The following is a 21,858-nucleotide window of genomic DNA, read 5'->3' on the forward strand; positions in this document are numbered from 1 at the left end:
TTTTTTATGCGTGTTATGATGATGCAAATCGAATGAGCGATTATAAGAAAGAAGGTCCAGCTCGCAGGAAAGGGAGGGGAAGTCACGGTGCATAAAGAGAAAGATCAGGCCATCGGATTAGAAAGTTATGTCCATTCTTCAGAAAAACAGCAGCAATTATACAAAAAAACATTAATCGTCATTGTGATCTCTCAAATTTTTGGAGGGGCAGGGTTGGCCGCAGGCATAACAGTGGGGGCCCTTTTAGCACAAGACATGCTGGGAACAGATAGTGTAACGGGCATTCCTACCGCATTATTTACGTTAGGGTCGGCCGGTGCTGCCCTGCTGGTTGGACGGCTTTCCCAGCGATTTGGGCGCCGTTTTGGTCTTGCGGCAGGATTTTTGACGGGAGGAATCGGCGCGGTTGGCGTCGTTGTCTCTGCTTTGATCACGAGCGTTCCGCTTTTATTCATTTCTCTGCTGATCTACGGCGCAGGATCGGCTACGAATTTGCAGGCACGCTATGCCGGGACCGACCTTGCCCATTCTACCCAACGGGCAAAGGCAGTGAGCATGGCCATGGTGTCCACCACATTCGGTGCAGTTGCAGGACCGAATCTAGTCGGCGTGATGGGTGAGTTTGCTGGATCGATAGGCATTCCTTCATTAGCGGGTCCTTTTATTTTGGCCGCCGCCGCTTATTTGCTGGCAGGCTTCGTTTTGCTGCTATCCCTTCGGCCGGACCCCTATTTAGTCGCAAAAGCCATAGCAGATGCGCACGCAAAAACCGGTCAATCCCCTTCAGAGGAAGCGGCGCAATCGACACTCACAAATAAGCGCGGTGTTGTGGCCGGAGCTGCGGTTATGATCGTCACTCAGCTTGTGATGGTGGCGATTATGACGATGACGCCCATCCACATGGGGCACCACGGACATGAGTTGGACGCGGTTGGGCTTGTGATTGGGTTTCACATTGGGGCGATGTTCCTGCCTTCACTGGTGACGGGTTATCTTGTTGACAAGGTGGGCCGTCTTGTGATGGCTGTTGCTTCTGTTATTACATTGCTTGCTTCAGGTATTTTAGCCGCTTTTGGATCTGCGGATTCGATGGCTGTTCTGATTTTCTCGCTTGCTTTACTTGGGCTTGGCTGGAACTTCGGCTTGATCAGCGGCACGGCCATGCTGGTTGATGCAACGCCGGCCGCCACTCGGGCAAAGACGCAAGGATCTGTAGATGTTTGGATTGCCTTGTCTGGGGCACTGGGTGGAGGTGTATCAGGGGTGATTGTAGCGAATTCAAGTTATGCCATTCTTTCCGTTACAGGTGCCATGCTTTCACTGGTGCTTATTCCGATTGTTTTTTGGGCGGGAATTCACAAAAAGGAATCGTTCTTTCGGAAATAAATGAAAAGGAGATTTGACGAAACAGTCAAATCTCCTTTTCATTTAGCGGTGCAAAGCTCTTATGCTATTCCTGGAATGATTTTATTCAGCTTGTAAGTCTGGATAATACTCGTTTTTTCGGACAGAAACATCAATAGCCCGAAGGCGATTAACATCTTCTTTCGGTGGAAGACCGAATAAGCGGGAATATTCTCTGCTGAATTGTGACGGGCTTTCGTAGCCGACACGAAAAGCGGTTTCAGCGGCATCGATTGTTTCAGACAGCATAAGCCTTCTCGCTTCCTGAAGCCTGAGCTGTTTTTGAAACTGGATCGGACTCATAGCCGTGACTTCCTTAAAGTGGCGGTGGAGAGAAGACACGCTCATATTCGCGATATCGGCAAGCTCTTCAATTCGAAAAGGCTCGTGAAAGTGACTCATAATAAAATCGATCACGTGACTGATTCGATTCGCATGGCTTCCTTCTACGGCCATCTGCTGAAGGGCTCCGGCGTGCGGCCCCTGCAAAAGCCGGTAAAGAACTTCTTTTTTGAACAAAGGCGCAAGCACGGGGATATCGTCAGGCGTTTTGAGCAGGCAGGACAGCCTGAGGACGGCTTGAAGCAAATCCGGGTCCGCTTCCTTCACATACATCGCCCGGTCCGCTTTTTTCTTCGGCCCCTTTTGAGAACTGGATAGACGAGCAACATCCAAAATTTGATCAGGCGAAAATTCAACCTTCAATGCCAGATAAGGTGCATGATCTGCTGCTTTTGTTACCTGTCCTGTGATAGGCAGGTTAACAGATGACACAATGTAATCAGCAGGACCGTAATGAAAACGATCCTGTGCGAGCAAGACTTCCTTTTCACCCTGTAAAATCACACAAAAGGAAGGTTTATAAACGGCATGGATCGGTTCTGTGACGTGCGATTCACGGACGAAAAACAGGGATGGTATAGCGGTGGGTAAAACACCTTCTTTTGCTGCGTGATCATTAGCGAGGTGAATAAGCTCGTTTAAAGTGGTGTGAATGGCGTCAGTCATAGGAATTCTCCTTTTTTCATTAGAATCGCATACTTGAGAGGAATAGGCAATCATTTGAGATGAATGAGATAACGCTTTCGGTGGCAGCTCCTTCATAATAAAAGGGAATAAGGATGCTTGCAGGGAGATGATGGAAATGGTGGAATGCTGTGTGAATATTGCGGCTGGAACTGGATTTGCCCGATTAGCGGTGAAGCTTTCAGAGACAGCCCGCTTGTATACGGCCGATTTATTCGTTCAATATGAAGACAAAACCGTCCACATTAAAGGGTGTGCTGAATCGATCATGGACGTAATGGCACTGCCAATCAAACCGGGCGTCTGTATTCAGTTAAAAGCAGTTGGTATTGATGAGCAAAAAGCGCTGCAGGCAGCAAAAATGCATATGAAGAATTAATGAAATGGGAAGAGGGGACAAATATGGATTATTTAAAGCTTGGAAATACGTGTCTGGATGTATCAAGACTTTGCCTTGGCTGCATGGGGTTTGGTGATAAAAACCGATGGATTCATCAATGGGTGCTGGATGAGGAAAGCAGCCGGCCAGTGATCAAAAAGGCACTGGAGCTCGGTATCAATTTTTTTGATACAGCGAATGTGTATTCAGATGGAACGAGCGAGGAATTTGTCGGCCGCGCGCTAAAGGATTTTGCGAGACGCGATGAGATTGTGCTGGCCACCAAAGTTTATTTTCCGATGGATAACGGCCCAAATGGCTCTGGGTTGTCAAGGAAGGCCATCATGAGTGAAATTGACAACAGCTTAAAAAGGCTCGGAACAGATTATGTCGACCTTTACCAAATTCACCGCTGGGATTACCAGACGCCGATTGAAGAAACGATGGAAGCGCTGCATGATGTTGTGAAAGCGGGAAAGGTGCGCTATATCGGGGCCTCAGCAATGCATTCATGGCAGTTTTTAAAGGCGAATCATACAGCAGAGAAAAACGGCTGGACAAAGTTTGTTTCCATGCAGAATCATTTGAACCTTTTGTACCGTGAAGAAGAAAGGGAGATGCTTCCCCTTTGCCGGGAGGAGAAAATTGGCGTTATTCCATACAGCCCGCTGGCATCCGGGCGGCTGACACGCGACTGGTCTGAAACGACACATCGCTCCCAAACAGATGAGGTGCAAAAATCCAAATATGATGCAACGGCTGAAGCAGATCGGCTTATTGTTGAACGGGTGGCTGCCATTGCGGAAAAACACGGTGTGCCGCGCGTCCAAATCGCCATTGCCTGGCTTCTTCAAAAGGAGCCGGTCATAGCACCGATTATTGGTGCCACAAAGGTGTCCCATCTTGAAGCAGCCGCTGCCGCTTTATCGGTTCAACTGACGGCGGAGGAAGTGGAATGGCTGGAAGAACCGTACGTACCGCATGCGATCGTTGGATATAAATAATGAAAAGGTCTGGCTTGTGAGAAAAATTCATGAGACGGGCTTTTTTGTCTTCAACTTTTATTGGAAAACGCTTGCAAATAAGAAGGAAAACAACTAAAATAATGTGTGTAAATGTAATCGATTACATTTTGTAAGGAGAACCAACATGGCAAAAATGAGTGATGTAGCAGAGCTGGCGGGTGTTTCGACAGCCACTGTTTCCAGAGTGTTGCGCAGCCCGGATGCTGTTAAAGAAGAGACACAGAAAAAAGTATATGAAGCCATTAAACAACTGGATTATCAGCCAAATATGCTGGCAAGAAAGTTCCGAACCAGCAGAACCGGCACGCTGCTGGTTGTCGTCCCAGACTTGAATAATCTTGTGTTTTCCGGCATGATGGCCGGCATTGATGCAGAAGCAGCGAAATATGGCTATCAGGTGCTGCTTGGCAATACAAATGGAGACAAGCGCAAAACGGATGGCTACATTGAGCAGCTCAAGCAAAAGCAGGTGGATGGGCTGATCTTGCTTTCCGTTCAGCTGGATGAGCTCGTCTGGGAGGAGATCGCTGAGCGGTATCCGGTTGTCATTGCGTCTGATTATGTGGAAGGCATTCGAGTCCCGACAATCTCCATTGATAACACCGCCTGCGGGAGAAAAGTGACCAATCATTTCATTAATCTGGGTCATACGAAAATCGGCTTTATTGGCGGCAACATACAGGCCTCAGTCAGCCGTGACCGGTTAAACGGCTTTAAGCAGGCACTGACCGAAGCAGGGATTTCACTGCAAAAGCAATGGGTCGAAGAAGGAGACTATTCGATTGAATCCGGATACAGTCTTTGTCTTAACATGATGGAACGTCCCAATCATCCGACAGCTATCTTTTGCGGAAGCGATGAAATGGCGATTGGCGCCATTCATGCGTTGAGAGAAAAAGGAATGCGTGTGCCTGAGGACGTGGCTGTAGCAGGGTTTGATGACATCAAATTTTCAGCTGTCATGAATCCGTCTTTAACGACAATGGCACAGCCGCTTCATGAAATGGGACGCAAGGCAATGGAGGTCCTGTATCAATTAATGGACGGGCAGACACCTTCCGATCAGCCGATTTATATTGAAAGTGAATTTAAAATTAGAGAGTCATGCGGTTTTCATCAAAGATGAGCCGCACTTTTAATAAAATGTAATCCATTACAAAGAGGAGGAAAAAACATGAACAATATTCCAGTAGCTGTACAGCTTTTTACATTACGCGAGGAAACGGAAAAGGACTTTGCCGGCACGTTAAAGAGGGTGGCTGAACTAGGATTTGATGGGGTTGAGTTTGCCGGTTTTGGCGAATTGAGCGCGAAGGAAGTAAAAGCTCTTCTCGATGAATATGGTTTAAAAGCCTCATCAAGCCATGTTCCGCTTGACCGCATTCAGGAGGACATTGAAAACGTCATTGAGGAGCAAAAGATCATCGGCAGCCGTTACGTTGTATGCCCGTATATTTTGCCAGAGCAGCGCAGTGAAGAAAACTATCGGGCACTGCTGCAGACGTTAGAAACAGCAGGGGAAGCATGCAGGAAAGAAGGGCTGACGCTTTGCTACCACAACCATGATTTTGAATTGGAAAAAATGGCGGATGGGCGCACCGTACTCGAAACGATTTTGGATGAAACGAAAACAGCAGCTGAATTCGATATTTACTGGCTGACAAAAGCGGGAGAACAGCCGGCCGAATGGATTAAAAAATACGCAGGCCGTACGCCGCTTGTTCATTTAAAAGACATGACAACAGACGATGTGCAGTTTTTCGCAGAGCTTGGAACAGGCGGCGTAGACATTGAAGCTGTTCTTGAAACTGCCGAGGCAACAAATGTAGAGTGGTGGGTAGTGGAGCAGGATATGACGAAGCGCACACCATTTGAAAGCATCGAAATGAGCCTGGATTATTTAAAAACAAAGCTGCCGCATTTAGCGGGCAAGTAAGGAGTCGTCGCATGACATTACGTGTTGGATTAATTGGCTGCGGCAATATAAGCGGCATATACCTGGAAAACAGCCAGACGTTTGATTCGTTTACGATTGAAGCTTGTGCGGATCTTGATCGCGCGAAGGCAGAAGAGGCAGCGGCTGCGTACGGGGTGCCTCGTGTGATGGATGTGGATGAATTGATTGCGTCGCCGGAGATTGACCTCGTCTTGAATTTAACCGTTCCGCATGCGCATGCCGAGGTAGCTGTCCGGGCGATTGAGCAAAAGAAACACGTGTATTCAGAAAAGCCGCTTGCGATCACATTAGAAGACGGCAAGCGGATCATTGAAAAAGCAGCAGAGTACGGCGTGTTAGCCGGTTCCGCGCCAGATACATTTTTAGGCGGCAGCATTCAGCTTGCTCACCAGCTGATTGAGGAAGGCGAAATCGGCCGAATTGTCGGCGCGACCGCTTTTATGATGTCGAGAGGCCCCGAGTCGTGGCATCCGAATCCTGAATTCTTCTATCATGCCGGGGGCGGGCCGATGTATGATATGGGGCCGTATTATTTAACGGCGCTCGTCAGCCTGCTCGGTCCGGTCAAGCGATTGACTGGCTCCGCGCGCATTACGTATCCTGAGCGGCTGATCACAAGCGAGCCGAAAAAGGGCGAGAAAATTATCGTGCAAGTTCCGACTCATGTAACAGGATTGCTTGACTTTGAACAAGGCGCATCGGCAACGATTACAACAAGCTTTGATGTAGCAGCTGCGCGAACGCCATTTATCGAAATTTACGGCGAAGAGGGCACGATCAGTTTGCCTGATCCGAATCATTTTCACCTGCCTGTTTTGCTGAAAAAGGTCGGAGAAGACGATTGGAAAGAGCTCAAGCCTGAAACCGTTCTTCCCCAAAATGCGCGTGGTGTGGGCCTTGCCGATATGGCGGATGCGATTGCAACAGGCCGGCGCCCGAGGGCTAATGGAGATATGGCCTACCATGTGCTTGAGATTATGCACGGAATTCACCATTCATCGGATTACGGACACCACTACGAAATGGAAAGCACGTGCGAAAAAATGGATTTCGTCCTATGATACAGTTTAAGATCATCGTAGCAGGCTGCGGCAGCATGTCGAATGAATGGATCGATTGTATAGAAAAGGATGAAACGGCGAAAATCGTTGCGCTCATGGATGTAAAGATAGAGGCGGCAGAGGCGATGGCAAAGCGCCGTGGTCTGCAGGTGCCGTGCTATAGTGATTTATCGGAAGCTTTAGCCGATACAAACGGCAATTTGCTTATTGATGTGACAATACCGGCTGCACATAAGCAGGTGGTGACGACTGCATTGAGGTCAGGCTACCATGTATTTGGCGAAAAGCCTATTGCCGAAACGCTGGAGGATGCCGTGGCTGTTGTTCAAGCGGCCGACGAGACGGGAATGACCTATGCCGTTATGCAAAACCGGCGGTATACGAAACCGATTCGAACGCTTCAGCAGCTAGTAGTTGAAAATAAAATTGGTCAGATAGGGTCTATTCACGCTGATTTTTTCATCGGTCCGCGTTTTGGCGGATTCCGTGAACAAATGGATAGCCCGCTGCTTGTGGATATGGCCATTCACACGTTTGACCAGGCGCGATTCTTAACTGGTGCGGATGCAGTATCTGTTTATTGTCACGAATATAACCCACTCGGCTCCTGGTATGAGGGCAATGCAGCCGCTGTTTGTATTTTTGAAATGAGCAATGGAGCGGTTTTCACGTACCGGGGCTCGTGGTGTACAGACGGTCACAAAACATCGTGGGATGCCGACTGGCGTATTTCAGGTTCAAAAGGCAGCGCCCGCTGGGATGGAGAAAGCGCCCCGGTACTGGAGATACGGGATGAATCCGGAACAGGCGAATTTATTTTCCCTGTACAGACGGTCACCGCTAAGAATCGCTGGCCGGGAAAAGAGGGACACGCCGGCTGTCTTGATGAAATGTTTGCATCTCTCAAAGAGAACCGTCTTGCTGAAACGGACTGCCGCGATAATATAAAAAGCATGAAAATGGTGTTCGGGGCGCTGGAAAGTGCACGAACTGGAGCAAAGGTCAGTCTGATTGATTGATTGAACAGACTGCGTGAGATTTTTTGAAAAAATCAGTATACTATAGAGTAAGAATAAGGACGTCATCTGATTATTCAGGTGGCGTTCCGCTTTGAAAAGAGGCAGACGGAATGAATACGATCGAAACGATTTATAAAAGAGCGGTTATGACAGATCGCCCTGGTGCGAATGAGACATGCTTTCATTTCTATGATAAAGGACAAAACCGCTACATTTCCATTCCAAAAGAAGATGTAACGGATACAGAACGGCAGCTTCTCTCACAGCTATATACACCAATTGAGCGGAATAACGGGCAAAGTCAGCATTCTTCTGTTGAACAAAAGTGGTGGGATTTTCTTGCGAATGACGGAGAATGTCCGTCTGTGAAAGCGGAGCGCGTGCGTTTTTTATACATAAAGCTGGCAGAAGACGACCGGAGCGGTTTTTTTGAAGCGGTCGATACCTTTTTTGATCATTCTCTTCTTGTTGTGTGGACAGGAGAAAAAGAGTGCATTTTGATAGAGGAAGAATCTGATTATCCCATTCAAAAAGAAGATGCCCAGACGTTTTTAGATGTATTAGCAGGAGACTTTTATATGGCCGGGCGATTATTTACCGGCCGTTTCGCCAAACTAGCCGATTCATTGAAATTCGTTTATGCCAATGAAACAGAAGCGGCCCGTAAAGCAGCGCTGCTGATTCCAGAGCAAAAGGTAACAACAATTGAAACCGTTGTGCCACATCTGTTTTTAGCTCAAAACGGTTCAGAGCTAGTCCGCTTTTTTGCAGAGGAGCAGGAGCTTTTTCAGGAAGATGATGATTTGCGCAATACGCTTCAGCTGTTTATTCAAAATAATTTAAACGTCAGCCAGACCGCGAAGCAGCTTCATCTCCACCGGAACAGTCTGCAGTACCGGATTGATAAGTTCATCGACAGAACCGGAATTGACGTCCGTTCTTATGAAGGCGCGCTGCTTGTTTATATGATTTGCTTAATGAGTGTCAAAAAGCAATAAGGATTGACCCATCTATCGTACTAGGCCAGAAAGAATAGGGACAAGGTGCACAAGGTGAAAGCGCAATCTTTGTGCACACTGTCCATTTTTATTTATCTTGTAAGCGAATACAATAAAAACAAGAAAACGGTTACAGGAGGAATTGGAAATGGCAGAACTTCAATTAAACAATATTTATAAAGTGTACGATGGAAACGTAACAGCGGTGGAGGACTTCAACCTTCACATTCAAGATAAAGAGTTTATCGTATTCGTAGGGCCATCTGGCTGTGGTAAATCGACGACTCTTCGTATGATCGCCGGCCTTGAGGAAATTTCAAAAGGCGACTTTTTCATCGATGACCGCCGCGTAAATGATGTAGCGCCGAAAGACCGCGACATTGCCATGGTGTTCCAGAACTACGCTCTTTATCCGCATATGACAGTTTACGACAATATGGCGTTTGGATTAAAGCTTCGCAAAATGCCAAAAGATGAAATCAAGCAGCGCGTTGACAATGCGGCGCAGATTCTTGGATTAACGGAATATTTGCAGCGTAAACCGAAAGCATTATCTGGCGGTCAGCGCCAGCGTGTGGCACTTGGCCGCGCGATCGTCCGTGATGCTAAAGTATTCTTAATGGATGAGCCGCTTTCCAACCTTGATGCCAAGCTTCGTGTGCAGATGCGTTCTGAAATTATTAAGCTTCATCAGCGCTTGCAGACAACAACGATTTACGTAACACATGACCAGACAGAGGCATTGACAATGGCGACTCGTATCGTTGTTATGAAAGCCGGTAAAATCATGCAGATCGGTTCACCGAAAGAAGTATACGAAAACCCTGAAAATGCCTTTGTCGCTGGCTTTATCGGATCACCGCCAATGAACTTCTTTAATGCAGAGCTTGGTGATGGATTTGTGAAAATCGGCAACAGATCACTGGATGTTCCAGAAGGAAAAATGCGTTACCTTCGTGACCAGGGATATGTTGGCAAGAGCATTATTCTAGGTGTTCGTCCGGAAGACATTCATGACGAGCTCATTTTCCTTGAAGCTTCTCAACATTCCGCCTTTGATGCGACGGTTTCTGTATCCGAGCTTCTCGGTGCTGAGATCATGGTGTATTCGGATATTGAAGGCCAGAACTTTGTAGCACGCCTTGATTCACGCCTTGATATTATGGCAGGCGAAAAAATCCAGCTTGCATTCGATATGAACAAAGCGCATTTCTTTGATGCGACGTCAGAGGTACGCATTCGCCCATAATGATCGGTAAGCAGGGAGCAGCATATGCTTCCTGCTTTCCTGCTTTTTTAGTTTGGAGGACACATACATATGAAAAAACAGCCTGTTTTGTTTCTCAGCTTGTTTTTATTCTTTTTTCATTCATCCGTCGCAATGACGGCGACGTTTCTGCCCTCCTATTTTCAGGAGAAAGGGTTGTCTGCGTCGGAAATCGGCTGGCTGATGGCCATCGGTCCCTTTATGGCTCTTTTTTCACAGCCGTTTTGGGGTTATATGAGCGATAAATACAAAACGGTGAAGCGGATCGTCATGATTTGTTCAGGAAGCCTGATCGTGATGAGCTTCTTTTTGTTTCAAGCGGATTCGTTTTGGATGCTCATGCTAATCGCTGCTATTTTCTTTTCCTTTCAATCGCCGGTTGGAGCGCTTGGAGACAGCTTGTCGCAAAAAACAGCTGTGCTGCATCGCGTTCAATTCGGACAAATCCGAATGTGGGGGTCGGTCGGCTTTGCCGTTACCTCTCTGTTAGGCGGCTTTATATTAGGACAGGTGGGACTTGACTACTTGTTTTATTTGTTTCTTACGTATGCCATTTTGACATTCGCTGTGATTCAGAAAATAAGTGATGTCACCGCTTCATCTAAAATCATTAATATGAAGGAAGCGGCTAAAGTGGTCAGCAATCCCTCTTTTTTATGGTTTTTAGTCATTATTATGCTGGTGACCATCACTCATCGTGCGAATGATATGTTTATCGGGTTATATGTAACAGAGCTCGGCGGCAGTGAATCACAAATTGGACTGGCCTGGTTTATGGGGGTGGCGTCTGAGGCGGCTATTTTTATGTTCAGTGCCTACTGGATCCGCTTGTTCAAGCGGAATATCACATTCGTTATTCTGGCAGCCGGCCTGTATGGGGTACGCTGGATGCTTTATGCCCTGGCGACAGAACCCATTCATTTGATTTTACTGCAGCCGCTTCATGGCCTGACGTTCGGTGTGTTTTATTTATGCACGTTTCAAATTGTAACGAAAATCATGCCAGAAGAGTTTCTGGCAACCGGCCAGATGGTGTTTATCTCCGCTTTCTTCGGGCTTTCCGGTATCATCGGATCGCTTGGCGGCGGCTGGATGATTGATTGGACAGGCGGCGCAGCTGACCTTTATCAGCTCCTTGGCTGGTTTGCTTTCGCGGGCTGCATCGGCCTTGTTCTTTATGATCAGACAGGTAGAAAAAAAGAATTAAAAAAGAGTTAAAAAAGCGGTTTCATTCTCGGTGAAGCGGGTAGTTAATAAGTACAGACATACAAAAAGGAATGCACAAGGGCAATAGCAGCATCCGAATCTTTAGATCGGATGAAACGATGACTTGAAGCCTTTATTCCTGAAACTGAAACGAAAGAACGGTATTCGTTCAGCCTTGTATGGACTGTACAGGATGAATGATTTGCTTAAAAGCGGTGAAGTGGAAAACTCACCGACTGAATCGACTTAGCGGTTCCTGCGAATAGGCAGAGTTGACTGCTGAAAGGTTGAGCAGATCTTCTCCAGCGAATTCCCGCTTCATAATGGGAATGAGAGAAGCCTATGCCGGGAGTCTGGCACAGGCTTTTTTCATTTTAGAGCCTCTCCAATTCGGAGAGGCTCTTTTATATTGGAAAATAAATAATAAAAACGTATTCAAAAATAAACAAATGTATAGTACAATGAAACAAACATAAATAAAGATTTATAAAGGAGAAAACCAAATGGTCAAAAACTTGTGGAATTCAAATGAAGCGTCATCGAAATCAGGTGTAGAAGAACTGGTTTACCGTTCAAATTTAATCGGCTCAGACCGTGCTGTATGCAACTGGGGCGGCGGCAATACGTCAATGAAAACAATCGAAACAGATTTCCGCGGCCGCGACGTTGAAGTGATGTGGGTAAAAGGAAGCGGCTCCGATCTGGCTACGATGAAAGCTGGAAACTTCACAGGCTTAAACCTGGAAGACATCCGCCCGCTGATCGAGCGTGAAGAAATGCCGGATGCAGAAATGGTGGACTACTTGACTCATTGCATGATCGACAGCAAGCATCCGCGTATGTCTATTGAAACGCTGCTGCACGCATTCCTGCCGTTCAAGCACGTTGACCATACGCACCCGGATGCCATTATCAGTATTGCCTGCGCGGACAATGGAAAAGAAGTCGCAAAAGAGATTTTTGGCGATCGTTTTGTGTGGGTCCCGTATGTCCGTCCTGGCTTTACGCTGTCTAAAATGATTGCAGACGGAGTAAAAGAAAACCCGAATGCAGAGCTGGTTATCATGGAAAAGCACGGTCTTGTCACGTGGGGAGAAACGTCAGAGGAAGCATATAACCAGACAATCAACATTATTAATGAAGCGGAAAGCTATATTCAAAACAAACAAAAAGAAACAGATACATTTGGTGGACAAGCCTATGAGGCACTTTCTGAAAAAGAGCGGCAGCGCGTACTAGCAGCGGTGATGCCGGTCATTCGCGGATCAGTGAGCGATGAAAAGAAAATGCTGCTCACGTACGATGACGCAGACGATGTCCTCGAGTTCGTCAACAGCAAGGATGCCGGGACGTTGTCTCAGGTAGGAGCAGCGTGCCCGGACCACCTTGTCCACACAAAAATGAAGCCGCTGTATATTGACTGGAACCCGCAAAGCGGCACAACAGAAGAGCTGATTGAAAAAGTAAAAGCAGGGGTGGAGCAGTTTAAAGCCGACTATAAAACGTACTTCGAGCAAAATCAACATGAGGGTGACGTTATGTTTGAAGCTGCACCGCGCGTCACATTGATTCCGGGAGTCGGCATGGTCAACTCCGGCAAAAATATCACAATGGCGAATGTGAGCGGCGCCCTGTATCATCGTGCGATTTCTGTCATGAAAGGATCGACAGCGCTTGGCGAATTTGTATCTTTAAGTGAAAATGAATCGTACAACGTCGAATACTGGCCTCTGGAATTATACAAGCTGTCTCTTGCACCAGCAGAAGCAGAGTTTTCCCGTAAGGTCGCGTTCATCACGGGAGGTGCCGGCGGAATTGGCAGCGCAACAGCCCGCCGTCTTGTTTCAGAAGGTGCCCACGTTGTACTCGCCGACTTAAATCTTGAGGGAGCGGAAAAAGTCGCTGCCGAGATCAACGAGCAATACAAGGAACAGCGTGCGGTTGCTGTTCAAATGGATGTGACGAGTGAGGAGCAGGTTGAGGCCGCCTTCGCCAAGGCGGCATTGACGTTTGGCGGTGTGGACTCTATCGTGAACAATGCCGGACTGGCAACGTCAAGCCCTTTTGATGAAACGTCACTGAAGGAATGGAACTTGAATATGAATGTGCTTGGTACAGGCTATTTTCTTGTCGCACGTGAAGCCTTTAAACAAATGAAGCAGCAGGGAACGGGCGGCAACATGGTATTCGTCGGCTCTAAAAATTCGGTATACGCAGGCAAAAACGCTTCTGCCTACAGCTCAGTTAAAGCGCTGGAAACACATTTGGCTCGCTGTATTGCAGCTGAAGGGGGCGAATTTGGCATCCGTGTGAATTCAGTGCTTCCAGACGCTGTGCTTCAAGGTTCTGCGATTTGGGGGTCAAACTGGCGTAATGAACGTGCAGCAGCGTACGGAATTGAGCCGGATCAATTAGAGGATCATTACAAAAAACGCACAACATTGCTTGTAAATATTTACCCGTCTGATATCGCAGAATCGATTGCCTTTTTCGCTTCCTCAAAAGCAGACAAAACAACAGGCTGTATGATTACGGTTGACGGTGGCGTACCGGCAGCATTTACACGATAATAAAGGAAACGGGCGCATTTCTGCACGCAGAAATGCTGCTCTTTTCGACCAAGCAGGAGTGATCAAGATGACGCATGCAGCGATTGATATTGGCGCATCAAGTGGGCGGCTCATTATTGGAGAAATGAAAGACGGAAAGCTTCATATGAAGGAAGTCCACCGTTTCGCAAATGGATTCACTGAAAAAAAGGGAACGGCTTATTGGGATATCGATCATTTAGTGAGAGAAGTTGTGAAAGGGCTTGCGGAAGTGAAGCGGCTCGGCTACGCATCCGTCACAGCCGGAATCGATACGTGGGCGGTCGATTACGTCCTCGTTGATGAACAGGGAAAACGGCTCCAGGAGGTCGTCGCCTATCGCGATAGCCGGACGGAGCACACCATTGAAAAAGTAACCAGTATCATCCCGAAAAACGTTATTTATGAAAAAACAGGCATTCAGTTTTTGCCTTTTAATACGTTATTTCAATTATATGAAGAAGATAAAGAGCTGCTTCAAAAAGCAAAGCATATTTTGCTCGTGCCAGATTACCTGGGCTTTTGTCTGACTGGGCGCGCTGTGACAGAAGCGACAAACGCGTCGACTATGCAGCTGCTGAATGTAGCAGGGCAGGATTTTGATCAGGAGCTCCTCGACCTCTTATCCATTCAACGAAACCAGTTTGCCCCGCTTGTCGGGCCGGGAGAAAAATTGGGTCCGTTGCGAAAGGAGACATTTCCTGAATACGATTTGCCTGATTGTGAATTTTATACGGTGGGCTCACATGACACCGCCTCTGCTATTGCCGGAACGCCAGGATTTGGAGAAGAGTGGGCGTATTTAAGCAGCGGTACGTGGTCGCTGCTTGGAATTGAATCCGCTGCCCCGATTACAAATCCGCTTGCTTATGAAGACAACTATACGAATGAATGGGGTGTTTTTGGAACATACCGCTTTTTGAAAAACATTATGGGCATGTGGGTGATGCAGGAGGTACGGCGCCATCTGCCGCAGGACTACAATTTCGCTGAATTTGTGGAGGAAGCAAAAAAAGTGGAGCCGTATCAGCAGTTTGTGAATTTTAACGAGGACCGTTTTTTAAACTCGTTGAATATGGTGGACGAAATCAAAGTCTATTGCCGTGAAACAAATCAGCCTGTGCCGGAAACACCAGGGGAGCTCGCTTCCTGTGTGTATAGCAATCTGGCGATTATTTATGCCATCGCGATAAACGACCTGCAAAAGATTACAGGTCATTCTGTAAACCGTCTTCATATCGTCGGCGGCGGGTCGAACAATGCACTGCTCAATCAGATGACCGCTGATATGAGCGGCAAGGCCGTTTTAGCGGGGCCATCTGAAGCAACCGCCATCGGAAACCTCATTATGCAGATGATCGCAGCAGGTGAACTAGCTGACCTCGAGGAAGGAAGACAGCTGATCAGCCATTCATTCCCGCTTGTCTCCTTTCAGCCTGCTTCAGTCAATCGGGACGAACGGATTCAGGAATTTCAATTAAAAACCGGCAAACAGCCTATTTAAAAAGGAGCACGAGTCAATGTCTGTAAAACAACAATATGAATCAGCGAAACAAGCGTATTCCAAGTGGGGCATCGATGTAGATGCTGCGCTTGACACATTAAAGAGTGTACCGATTTCGATTCATTGCTGGCAGGGCGATGATATTGGCGGGTTTGAAGTGAATAAAAGCGAGCTGTCCGGCGGAATTGACGTGACCGGTAATTATCCTGGAAAGGCGACGACACCAGAGGAGCTTCGGGCCGACTTAGAAAAAGCCCTTTCGCTTATTCCAGGAACACATCGTGTCAACCTGCATGCGCTGTATGCCGAAACAAACGGTGAAGCAGTGGACCGGGACCAGCTGAAGCCGGAGCACTTTGAGAATTGGGTGAACTGGGCGAAGGAACACGGTCTAGGCCTTGATTTTAATCCGACTCTTTTCTCGCATGAAAAAGCAGCAGACGGCTTAACTCTTTCACACCCTGATGAGGACATCCGCCGGTTCTGGATCGATCACTGCATCGCTTCCCGCAAAATCGGCGAGCATTTTGGCCGGGAGCTCGGCACACCTTGTTTAACAAACGTGTGGATTCCAGATGGCTACAAGGATATTCCGAGTGACCGCCTGACACCGCGCAAGCGTTTAAAAGAATCACTTGACGAGATTTTCGCCGAAGACATTGACGAGCAATATCATTTAGATGCCGTTGAAAGCAAGGTGTTCGGCATCGGCTCCGAGTCATATGTCGTCGGATCGCACGAATTCTACCTCGGCTACGCATTAAAAAACAACAAGCTCTGTCTGCTTGATACAGGCCACTATCATCCAACTGAAACGGTATCGAATAAAATTTCATCGATGCTGCTGTACTCAGATAAATTGGCGCTTCACGTTTCACGACCCGTTCGATGGGACAGTGACCACGTTGTCATTTTGGACGATGAGCTTCGTGAAATTGCACTGGAGATTGTCCGCAACGATGCGCTGGGCAAGGTGATTATCGGCCTGGACTTTTTTGACGCCAGCATTAACCGTGTCGCAGCCTGGACCATCGGCACCCGCAATATGGTTAAAGCACTTCTGTATGCGCTGCTTGTACCGAATGATCATTTAAAGCAGCTTCAGGAGGAAGGGAACTTCACGGATCGTCTTGCCCTCATGGAAGAATTCAAAACCTATCCATTTGGCGCCGTCTGGGACTACTACTGTGAGCAAATGAACGTACCTGTTCAAGAGGCGTGGTTAAATGAAGTAAAGGAATATGAAAAAGCCGTGTTGTCGAAACGTTAAAGAAAAGCAGAGAATTCGTTTGAATTCTCTGCTTTTTCAAAAAATATTAACTGGGTATATTGACGCAGGGACGATCGTTTGGTATTTTTAGTAGGATGGGATGGTGAGAGAATGGAAAGCAAGCGTATTCAAATGGGGAAAAAACCGGCTAAAAAAAGAGAGCCGAAGCAAAAAAAAGGGAAAAGCAATGTTTTTTTGTTTAAGAAAAAAGCAAAACAGCCCAGTCTCAAAAAAAGAAAAAAAGCCAGATTTTTAGATCAGCTTAAAATTAGTCAAACGTATGGGCTCGTTCTTGCTGGCGTTATTTTTTTGTTTATAGCTGCAAGCGCTTTCGCTGGCTCAATTTTGATGAATTTAAACAGCCAGATGGACGATCTAGAGCAAAAAGGCGATCAAGCCCTTGCGTTAAGTGAGATCGGTTCAGTGTTTCGTGCCAAGGATATGGTTGTTAGCGACTACATTTTTACAAAGGATGAGCGGCTGGTAGAAGAATTTGAAGTGCAAAATAATCAGTTTAATGACTTAAAGGAACAGGTAGACTCGGTCATGAACACGCAGCAGCGTGAAGCAATCTTCCAGCAAATTTTATCAAGCAATGAAGAAATAAATACTTTGTTTTTCGAGACAACGATCGACGCAGTGAAAGAAGAAAAAGAAAATATGATTATGTATTCGCGCATCCGGTCCGCGGACATTCGGAGCATGACACTGGAATATTTAACAGACCTTCAGGAAGATTTAAAAGCTGACTATACAGCTTCTGTTGCCAAGGCAAAAGCCGATTCAAAGCAAGCACTTATTATTTTAGTTCTATCTGTTTTGGCAGCCCTTCTAGTCAGCATCATCTTAACCGTCCTCATTGGCAGACGCGTGAATCGACAGTTAAATCGTGTTGTTCATAACAGCAGCGAGATTGCGAAAGGCAATTTGGCCGTATTACCGCTTGAAGGAAGCGGAAAAGGCGATATCGGCCAGCTCGTTTCTTCCACGAACTCAATTGCCGAGCAGCTGCGCGGCATCGTCAGTCAGCTTGTAGCGGTTGCAGGTGAAGTGAAAAAAGAAAGCCGGACGCTAAATACGATGTCAGATGAAGTGAAGGAAGGCAGCGGCCAAATCGCGGCGGCCATGAATGATTTAACGGATGGAGCGGGACAGCAGGCGGACGCAGCAGGCGAAATCAGCCAGTTGATTGAAATGCTCAACCAGGAAATTACGAAAACGCGTGAGGAAAGCGATGAACTAAAGGCAATGTCTGAGGATGTTCTGCTTATATCAGACGGCAGCCGGGCGCAGATCGCGGAGCTTGCCGAACAGATGGGCCAGATGACCCGTCTTGTGTCCAATTCAGTTCAAAAGATGAACGGATTAGAAAAAAGGACGGGCGAGATTTCGACACTTATTCAAGTGATCCGAGACATTTCCGCTCAAACGAATTTGCTGGCCCTGAATGCGGCCATTGAAGCAGCACGTGCAGGTGAGCATGGCCGCGGTTTTGCAGTCGTGGCGGATGAAGTACGGAAGCTTGCGGTTCAGGTAGACGAATCCATTAACGAAATCACGGGCATTATTTCCGGCGTTCAAAAAGAAACGGGCGCCGTTGTGACAACCTTAAACGAAGGATACGAGCAAGTAGAAAAAGGCAGTGGAACGATGGAGAAAACGACCGGCACATTTGCAGGGATTATTGAATCTGTGACGAACATGGTCTCGAGAATTCAGTTGATTTCCAAGAGAATGGATACGTTAACAGACCGAAGCAATCAAATTAGCTCATCAAGCCAGTCGATTGCGTCGGTTTCCGAAGAATCATCAGCCAACATTCAGCAAACAGCCGCTTCGTCCCAGCAGCTGAACGGATCAATGGAAGACATGAAAGGGAGTGCGGTATCCCTTCTTACTCTGTCCGACGAGCTAGAGAATAAAGTAAAACAGTTCCAAGTATAAAAAATAAAAAAGATATTCAAAAATAAACAAAAATAGTGTATACTAATATCAACCCTAAGTAATAGCAATCAAACAAAAACAGAAGTGGACCCCCAATCCCTTCTGTTTTTCTTTTGCATATTCCATCATAAAAAAGGGAATAAAGGGATTGAATCTAAAAAGAGGAAGGTGTCGCTGTACATGTATGAACACTTGGTCAGCTTTAAATTCAAAGAAGACGTATCACCTGAAAAGCAGCAGGAACTGGCGCTTCAGCTTTTAGCCTTTAAAGGAAAGATTCCTGGCATTCTGGAAGTCACAGCAGGCGTCAATGCAACGGAAGAAACAGATCGTGCGCAAGGCTATACGCTCGGGCTGCGCGTTTCCTTTAAAGACAAGGAAGCACTGGATGGCTACTTGCCTCACCCGGTTCACAAGGAATTCCTTGAAGCCATTGATGGGTTGATTGAAAATGTGATCGTGGTAGATTACGAAGTGGCATGGTAAAAAGTACGTTTACTTATTAATGGAAATTTAATGAATGACATGAAAAGAGCGTTTAATCATAAGCGCTCTTTTTTTTGTGGACAAAATTCAAAAAACAGTTTGACAGCCCTTTCATTCCATTGTATTATTCTAATTAACAAATGATAATTAAATTATCAAATGTGAAAAATAAATATAAAAAAGAATTTAATTCACATTTGACAAATGATTGTTTAATTTAAAGGAGGCTATTCGATGTCTATCTATCAGCAATTACTAGCACGAGAAAAAGCAAATCAGCCAATTAAAGTTGGGGTGATCGGAGCAGGTCAAATGGGCTTTGGCATGATCGCACAAATTTCAAACATTCCAGGAATGAGTGTAACGGGAATCAGTGATATTAACGTGCAGGCCGCACAAAAAGCAGCGGGTTACTACAATTTGAAAGCGGCGCGAAAAGAGTCTATTGTCGTGACCAATGATTTGCGGGAAGTCATTCAGTCTCCGAACGTAGAAGTAATTGTGGATGCGACCGGTATTCCGGAGGTAGGCGCGAACATTTCCCTTGAAGCGCTTCGGTCCAAAAAACATATCGTGCTTTTAAATGTGGAAGTAGACATTACGATCGGCTCTGTGATGAATCAGTTGTTCACAAACGCCGGGCTCGTTTATACAGGATCAGCGGGTGATGAGCCTGCTGCCACGATGGAGCTGTTCGAATTTGCGAAAACGATGGGCATGGACGTGCTAGTGGCCGGAAAAGGGAAGAACAACCCATTTATTCCAACATCGAATCCGGATACATGTGCGGCGGAAGCAAAGCAGAAGCATATGAGCTCACACATGCTGGCGGCGTTCCAGGATGGGACAAAAACAATGGCAGAGATGAACCTGCTCAGCAACGCGACCGGGTTAATTCCGGATCAAGTAGGGATGCACGGAGTAGAGGCGGACGTGAATACAGTGGCAGATAAACTGAACGTGAAGGAAAATGGCGGTGTGCTCGATCAATTCGGCGTTGTCGATTACGTTCACGGCCTGGCACCGGGTGTGTTCGTTATTGTAAAAAGTGATCTTGAGCCGGTGGATGAAGAGCTTCGTTATTTAAAAGTGGGCAAAGGACCGCATTACACGCTGTATCGCCCTTATCATTTAGCGAGCCTGGAGACGCCGATTACGATTGCCAAAGCCGTTCTTCAGCATGAGTCTTCCATTCATCCGCTCGGTGCGCCGATTTCTGAAACGGTCGCCGTAGCAAAAAAGGATATGCAGCCTGGGGACGCATTAGATGGAATCGGCGGCTATTCGGTTCGGGGTGTTTTGGAAACACATCAGGATATGAAACGTAACGGTCATATTCCGATCGGCTTGATCAGTGGGAAAGTTGTCGCCAAGCGAGCGATTAAACAAGGACAGTTCCTAACAACAGATGATGTCGAGCTTGATCCAAGCACAACAGTTTGGAAGCTGAGACAGCTCCAGGACCACCTATTTCCTGAAGATGCGCTTCAAAAAGAGCTTCTGGCTAGCTTAACGAGCGTTTAATCAACCATCTGCCAGCACCGTTCATGCTGTATAATAAGGGAAGGAAGAGTCATTCTTCCTTTTCATTCAGCATGGCAAAGGGGTAGAAAACATGACATTTATAGAGGACCGCCGCGCGCTCGTGAAAATGGCTCACATGTATTACGAGGAAGGCGCTACACAATCGCAAATTGCACAAGAAATGGGCGTCAGCCGTTCGTTAATATCGAAATACCTGGCAAAGGCAAAAGAGCAGGGGATCGTTGAAATCATTATTCATGACGACATTATCCATCCATTTCGTCAGCTTGAGATGAAGGTAGAGCGTGCTTACAGCATCCGGGAAGTGGTCTGTATTCCAAGCTTTGGCGGTGAATCATCGAAAAGCCGTCTTGGAGCCGCAGCAGCAAAATACTTGCTGCGTGTGATGCAGGATGGCCAGACGATTGGCGTTTCATCCGGAACGACACTGTTTGAAGTCGCAAAAGCCATGACATCCAATCAAGCATTTCCATCAGTCCGGTTCGTTCCGCTTGTAGGCGGAATGGGCAATGAGCGGGTGGATATCCACGCCAATCATATCGTGGCAGCACTTGCCGGGCAGCTTCATGCGGAATATGAGCTTCTTCATACACCGGTGATGGTCGATTCCAAAGAAGCAAAAGAAGTATTTAAAAGGCAAACCTCAATCAAGCGTGTGTTTGACATTGCGGCTGAGGCGGATATTGCCATAGTCGGCATCGGCGGCACACCGGAGCATTCGACGATGGTTCAATCGTATCTTGGTCTTGAGCATCAAGGGTATTTTACGGATCAGGATGTAGCGGGAGACATTTGCTACAATTTTATCAATGAGGACGGCCATGTTTCAGAAGACACATGGAACGAGCGAATTATTGCATTCGAGCTGGAAAAGCTGAAGGAGCTTCCACTTGTGATCGGCGTGGCAAGCGGCAAGGAAAAAGTGAAAGCGATCAAAGCAGCCCTAAAAGGCAAGCTTGTCGACGTACTGATTACAGATGAAGACACCGCTTCTGCACTTTTAGAGCAGGTCTAATTTCAGTCAAGGACTGAAATTAGCAGATAAATGTAAGCGTTATATATTTTGAACGTAAGGGGGAATTGAAACATGGACTTTTTAGTTAAATTTGCAGAAGGATTCATTGGCATGTTCCAAAAAGGCGGCGAAACCTTTATGGGCATGTTCACCGGCATCATTCC

At 46.8% G+C, this 21,858-nt stretch carries 19 protein-coding genes; 18 read left to right on the top strand and 1 reads right to left on the bottom strand.

The features are described 5' to 3' along the window. Positions 1 to 87: 87 nt before the first annotated feature. The gene (locus BW952_RS18495) at positions 88 to 1,386 is read left to right on the top strand and encodes an MFS transporter (protein WP_045852399.1); all 1,299 of its coding nucleotides are present in this window, start codon (positions 88 to 90) and stop codon (positions 1,384 to 1,386) included. Positions 1,387 to 1,467: 81 nt separating this feature from the next. On the opposite strand, the gene BW952_RS18500 is transcribed toward BW952_RS18495, so the two are convergent. Continuing rightward, entirely contained in the window at positions 1,468 to 2,412 is a 945-nt protein-coding gene (locus BW952_RS18500; protein ID WP_045850101.1) for an AraC family transcriptional regulator, read from the bottom strand. 127 nt (positions 2,413 to 2,539) lie between these two features. Here BW952_RS18500 and BW952_RS18505 point away from each other — a divergent pair, with 127 nt between their 5' ends. The 17 genes from BW952_RS18505 to BW952_RS18585 all read left to right on the top strand — a co-directional run. Next, complete coding sequence (locus BW952_RS18505) at positions 2,540 to 2,809, top strand: HPr family phosphocarrier protein (RefSeq protein WP_052698391.1); 270 nt, start codon at positions 2,540 to 2,542, stop codon at positions 2,807 to 2,809. 23 nt (positions 2,810 to 2,832) lie between these two features. Beyond that, on the top strand, positions 2,833 to 3,813 hold the full coding sequence (locus BW952_RS18510) for an aldo/keto reductase (protein WP_045850100.1): 981 nt from the start codon (positions 2,833 to 2,835) through the stop codon (positions 3,811 to 3,813). A gap of 145 nt (positions 3,814 to 3,958) precedes the next feature. Beyond that, a complete protein-coding gene (locus BW952_RS18515) occupies positions 3,959 to 4,960 on the top strand; it encodes a LacI family DNA-binding transcriptional regulator (RefSeq protein ID WP_045850099.1) in 1,002 nt (333 codons plus the stop codon). Positions 4,961 to 5,008: 48 nt separating this feature from the next. Further along, a complete protein-coding gene (locus tag BW952_RS18520; protein ID WP_045850098.1) occupies positions 5,009 to 5,770 on the top strand; it encodes a sugar phosphate isomerase/epimerase family protein in 762 nt (253 codons plus the stop codon). A gap of 11 nt (positions 5,771 to 5,781) precedes the next feature. Beyond that, positions 5,782 to 6,852, top strand: coding sequence for a Gfo/Idh/MocA family protein (locus BW952_RS18525; protein ID WP_045850097.1), 1,071 nt, complete (start codon positions 5,782 to 5,784; stop codon positions 6,850 to 6,852). Next, the gene (locus BW952_RS18530; RefSeq protein ID WP_045850096.1) at positions 6,849 to 7,871 is read left to right on the top strand and encodes a Gfo/Idh/MocA family protein; all 1,023 of its coding nucleotides are present in this window, start codon (positions 6,849 to 6,851) and stop codon (positions 7,869 to 7,871) included. The genes BW952_RS18525 and BW952_RS18530 overlap by 4 nt, the downstream gene beginning before the upstream one ends. A 110-nt stretch (positions 7,872 to 7,981) precedes the next feature. Then, positions 7,982 to 8,869 (top strand): PucR family transcriptional regulator, encoded by an 888-nt coding sequence (locus BW952_RS18535; RefSeq protein ID WP_045850095.1) that lies wholly within the window; start codon positions 7,982 to 7,984, stop codon positions 8,867 to 8,869. A 148-nt stretch (positions 8,870 to 9,017) separates the two neighbouring features. Then, the gene (locus BW952_RS18540) at positions 9,018 to 10,118 is read left to right on the top strand and encodes an ABC transporter ATP-binding protein (protein ID WP_045850094.1); all 1,101 of its coding nucleotides are present in this window, start codon (positions 9,018 to 9,020) and stop codon (positions 10,116 to 10,118) included. Positions 10,119 to 10,187: 69 nt separating this feature from the next. Next, a complete protein-coding gene (locus tag BW952_RS18545) occupies positions 10,188 to 11,354 on the top strand; it encodes an MFS transporter (protein WP_045850093.1) in 1,167 nt (388 codons plus the stop codon). Positions 11,355 to 11,845: 491 nt separating this feature from the next. Beyond that, the gene (locus BW952_RS18550) at positions 11,846 to 13,912 is read left to right on the top strand and encodes a bifunctional rhamnulose-1-phosphate aldolase/short-chain dehydrogenase (RefSeq protein WP_045850092.1); all 2,067 of its coding nucleotides are present in this window, start codon (positions 11,846 to 11,848) and stop codon (positions 13,910 to 13,912) included. A 67-nt stretch (positions 13,913 to 13,979) separates the two neighbouring features. Further along, the gene (rhaB, locus tag BW952_RS18555) at positions 13,980 to 15,434 is read left to right on the top strand and encodes a rhamnulokinase (protein WP_045850091.1); all 1,455 of its coding nucleotides are present in this window, start codon (positions 13,980 to 13,982) and stop codon (positions 15,432 to 15,434) included. A gap of 16 nt (positions 15,435 to 15,450) precedes the next feature. Continuing rightward, positions 15,451 to 16,704: an L-rhamnose isomerase gene (gene rhaA, locus BW952_RS18560; RefSeq protein ID WP_045850090.1), complete on the top strand. Its 1,254-nt coding sequence runs from the start codon at positions 15,451 to 15,453 to the stop codon at positions 16,702 to 16,704. 111 nt (positions 16,705 to 16,815) lie between these two features. Then, a complete protein-coding gene (locus BW952_RS18565) occupies positions 16,816 to 18,648 on the top strand; it encodes a methyl-accepting chemotaxis protein (RefSeq protein ID WP_045850089.1) in 1,833 nt (610 codons plus the stop codon). Between the two features lie 180 nt (positions 18,649 to 18,828). Further along, the gene (locus BW952_RS18570; RefSeq protein ID WP_231581331.1) at positions 18,829 to 19,134 is read left to right on the top strand and encodes a Dabb family protein; all 306 of its coding nucleotides are present in this window, start codon (positions 18,829 to 18,831) and stop codon (positions 19,132 to 19,134) included. 234 nt (positions 19,135 to 19,368) lie between these two features. Next, a complete protein-coding gene (locus BW952_RS18575; protein ID WP_045850088.1) occupies positions 19,369 to 20,658 on the top strand; it encodes an NAD(P)H-dependent oxidoreductase in 1,290 nt (429 codons plus the stop codon). 91 nt (positions 20,659 to 20,749) lie between these two features. After that, a complete protein-coding gene (locus BW952_RS18580; protein ID WP_045850087.1) occupies positions 20,750 to 21,694 on the top strand; it encodes a sugar-binding transcriptional regulator in 945 nt (314 codons plus the stop codon). 72 nt (positions 21,695 to 21,766) lie between these two features. Beyond that, positions 21,767 to 21,858 (top strand): PTS glucitol/sorbitol transporter subunit IIC (locus BW952_RS18585; RefSeq protein WP_276206298.1); only part of this gene is annotated, 92 nt, incomplete at its 3' end.

It is taken from the genome of Domibacillus enclensis (assembly GCF_900156125.1).
Classification (GTDB): Bacteria; Bacillota; Bacilli; order Bacillales; family Domibacillaceae; genus Domibacillus; species Domibacillus enclensis.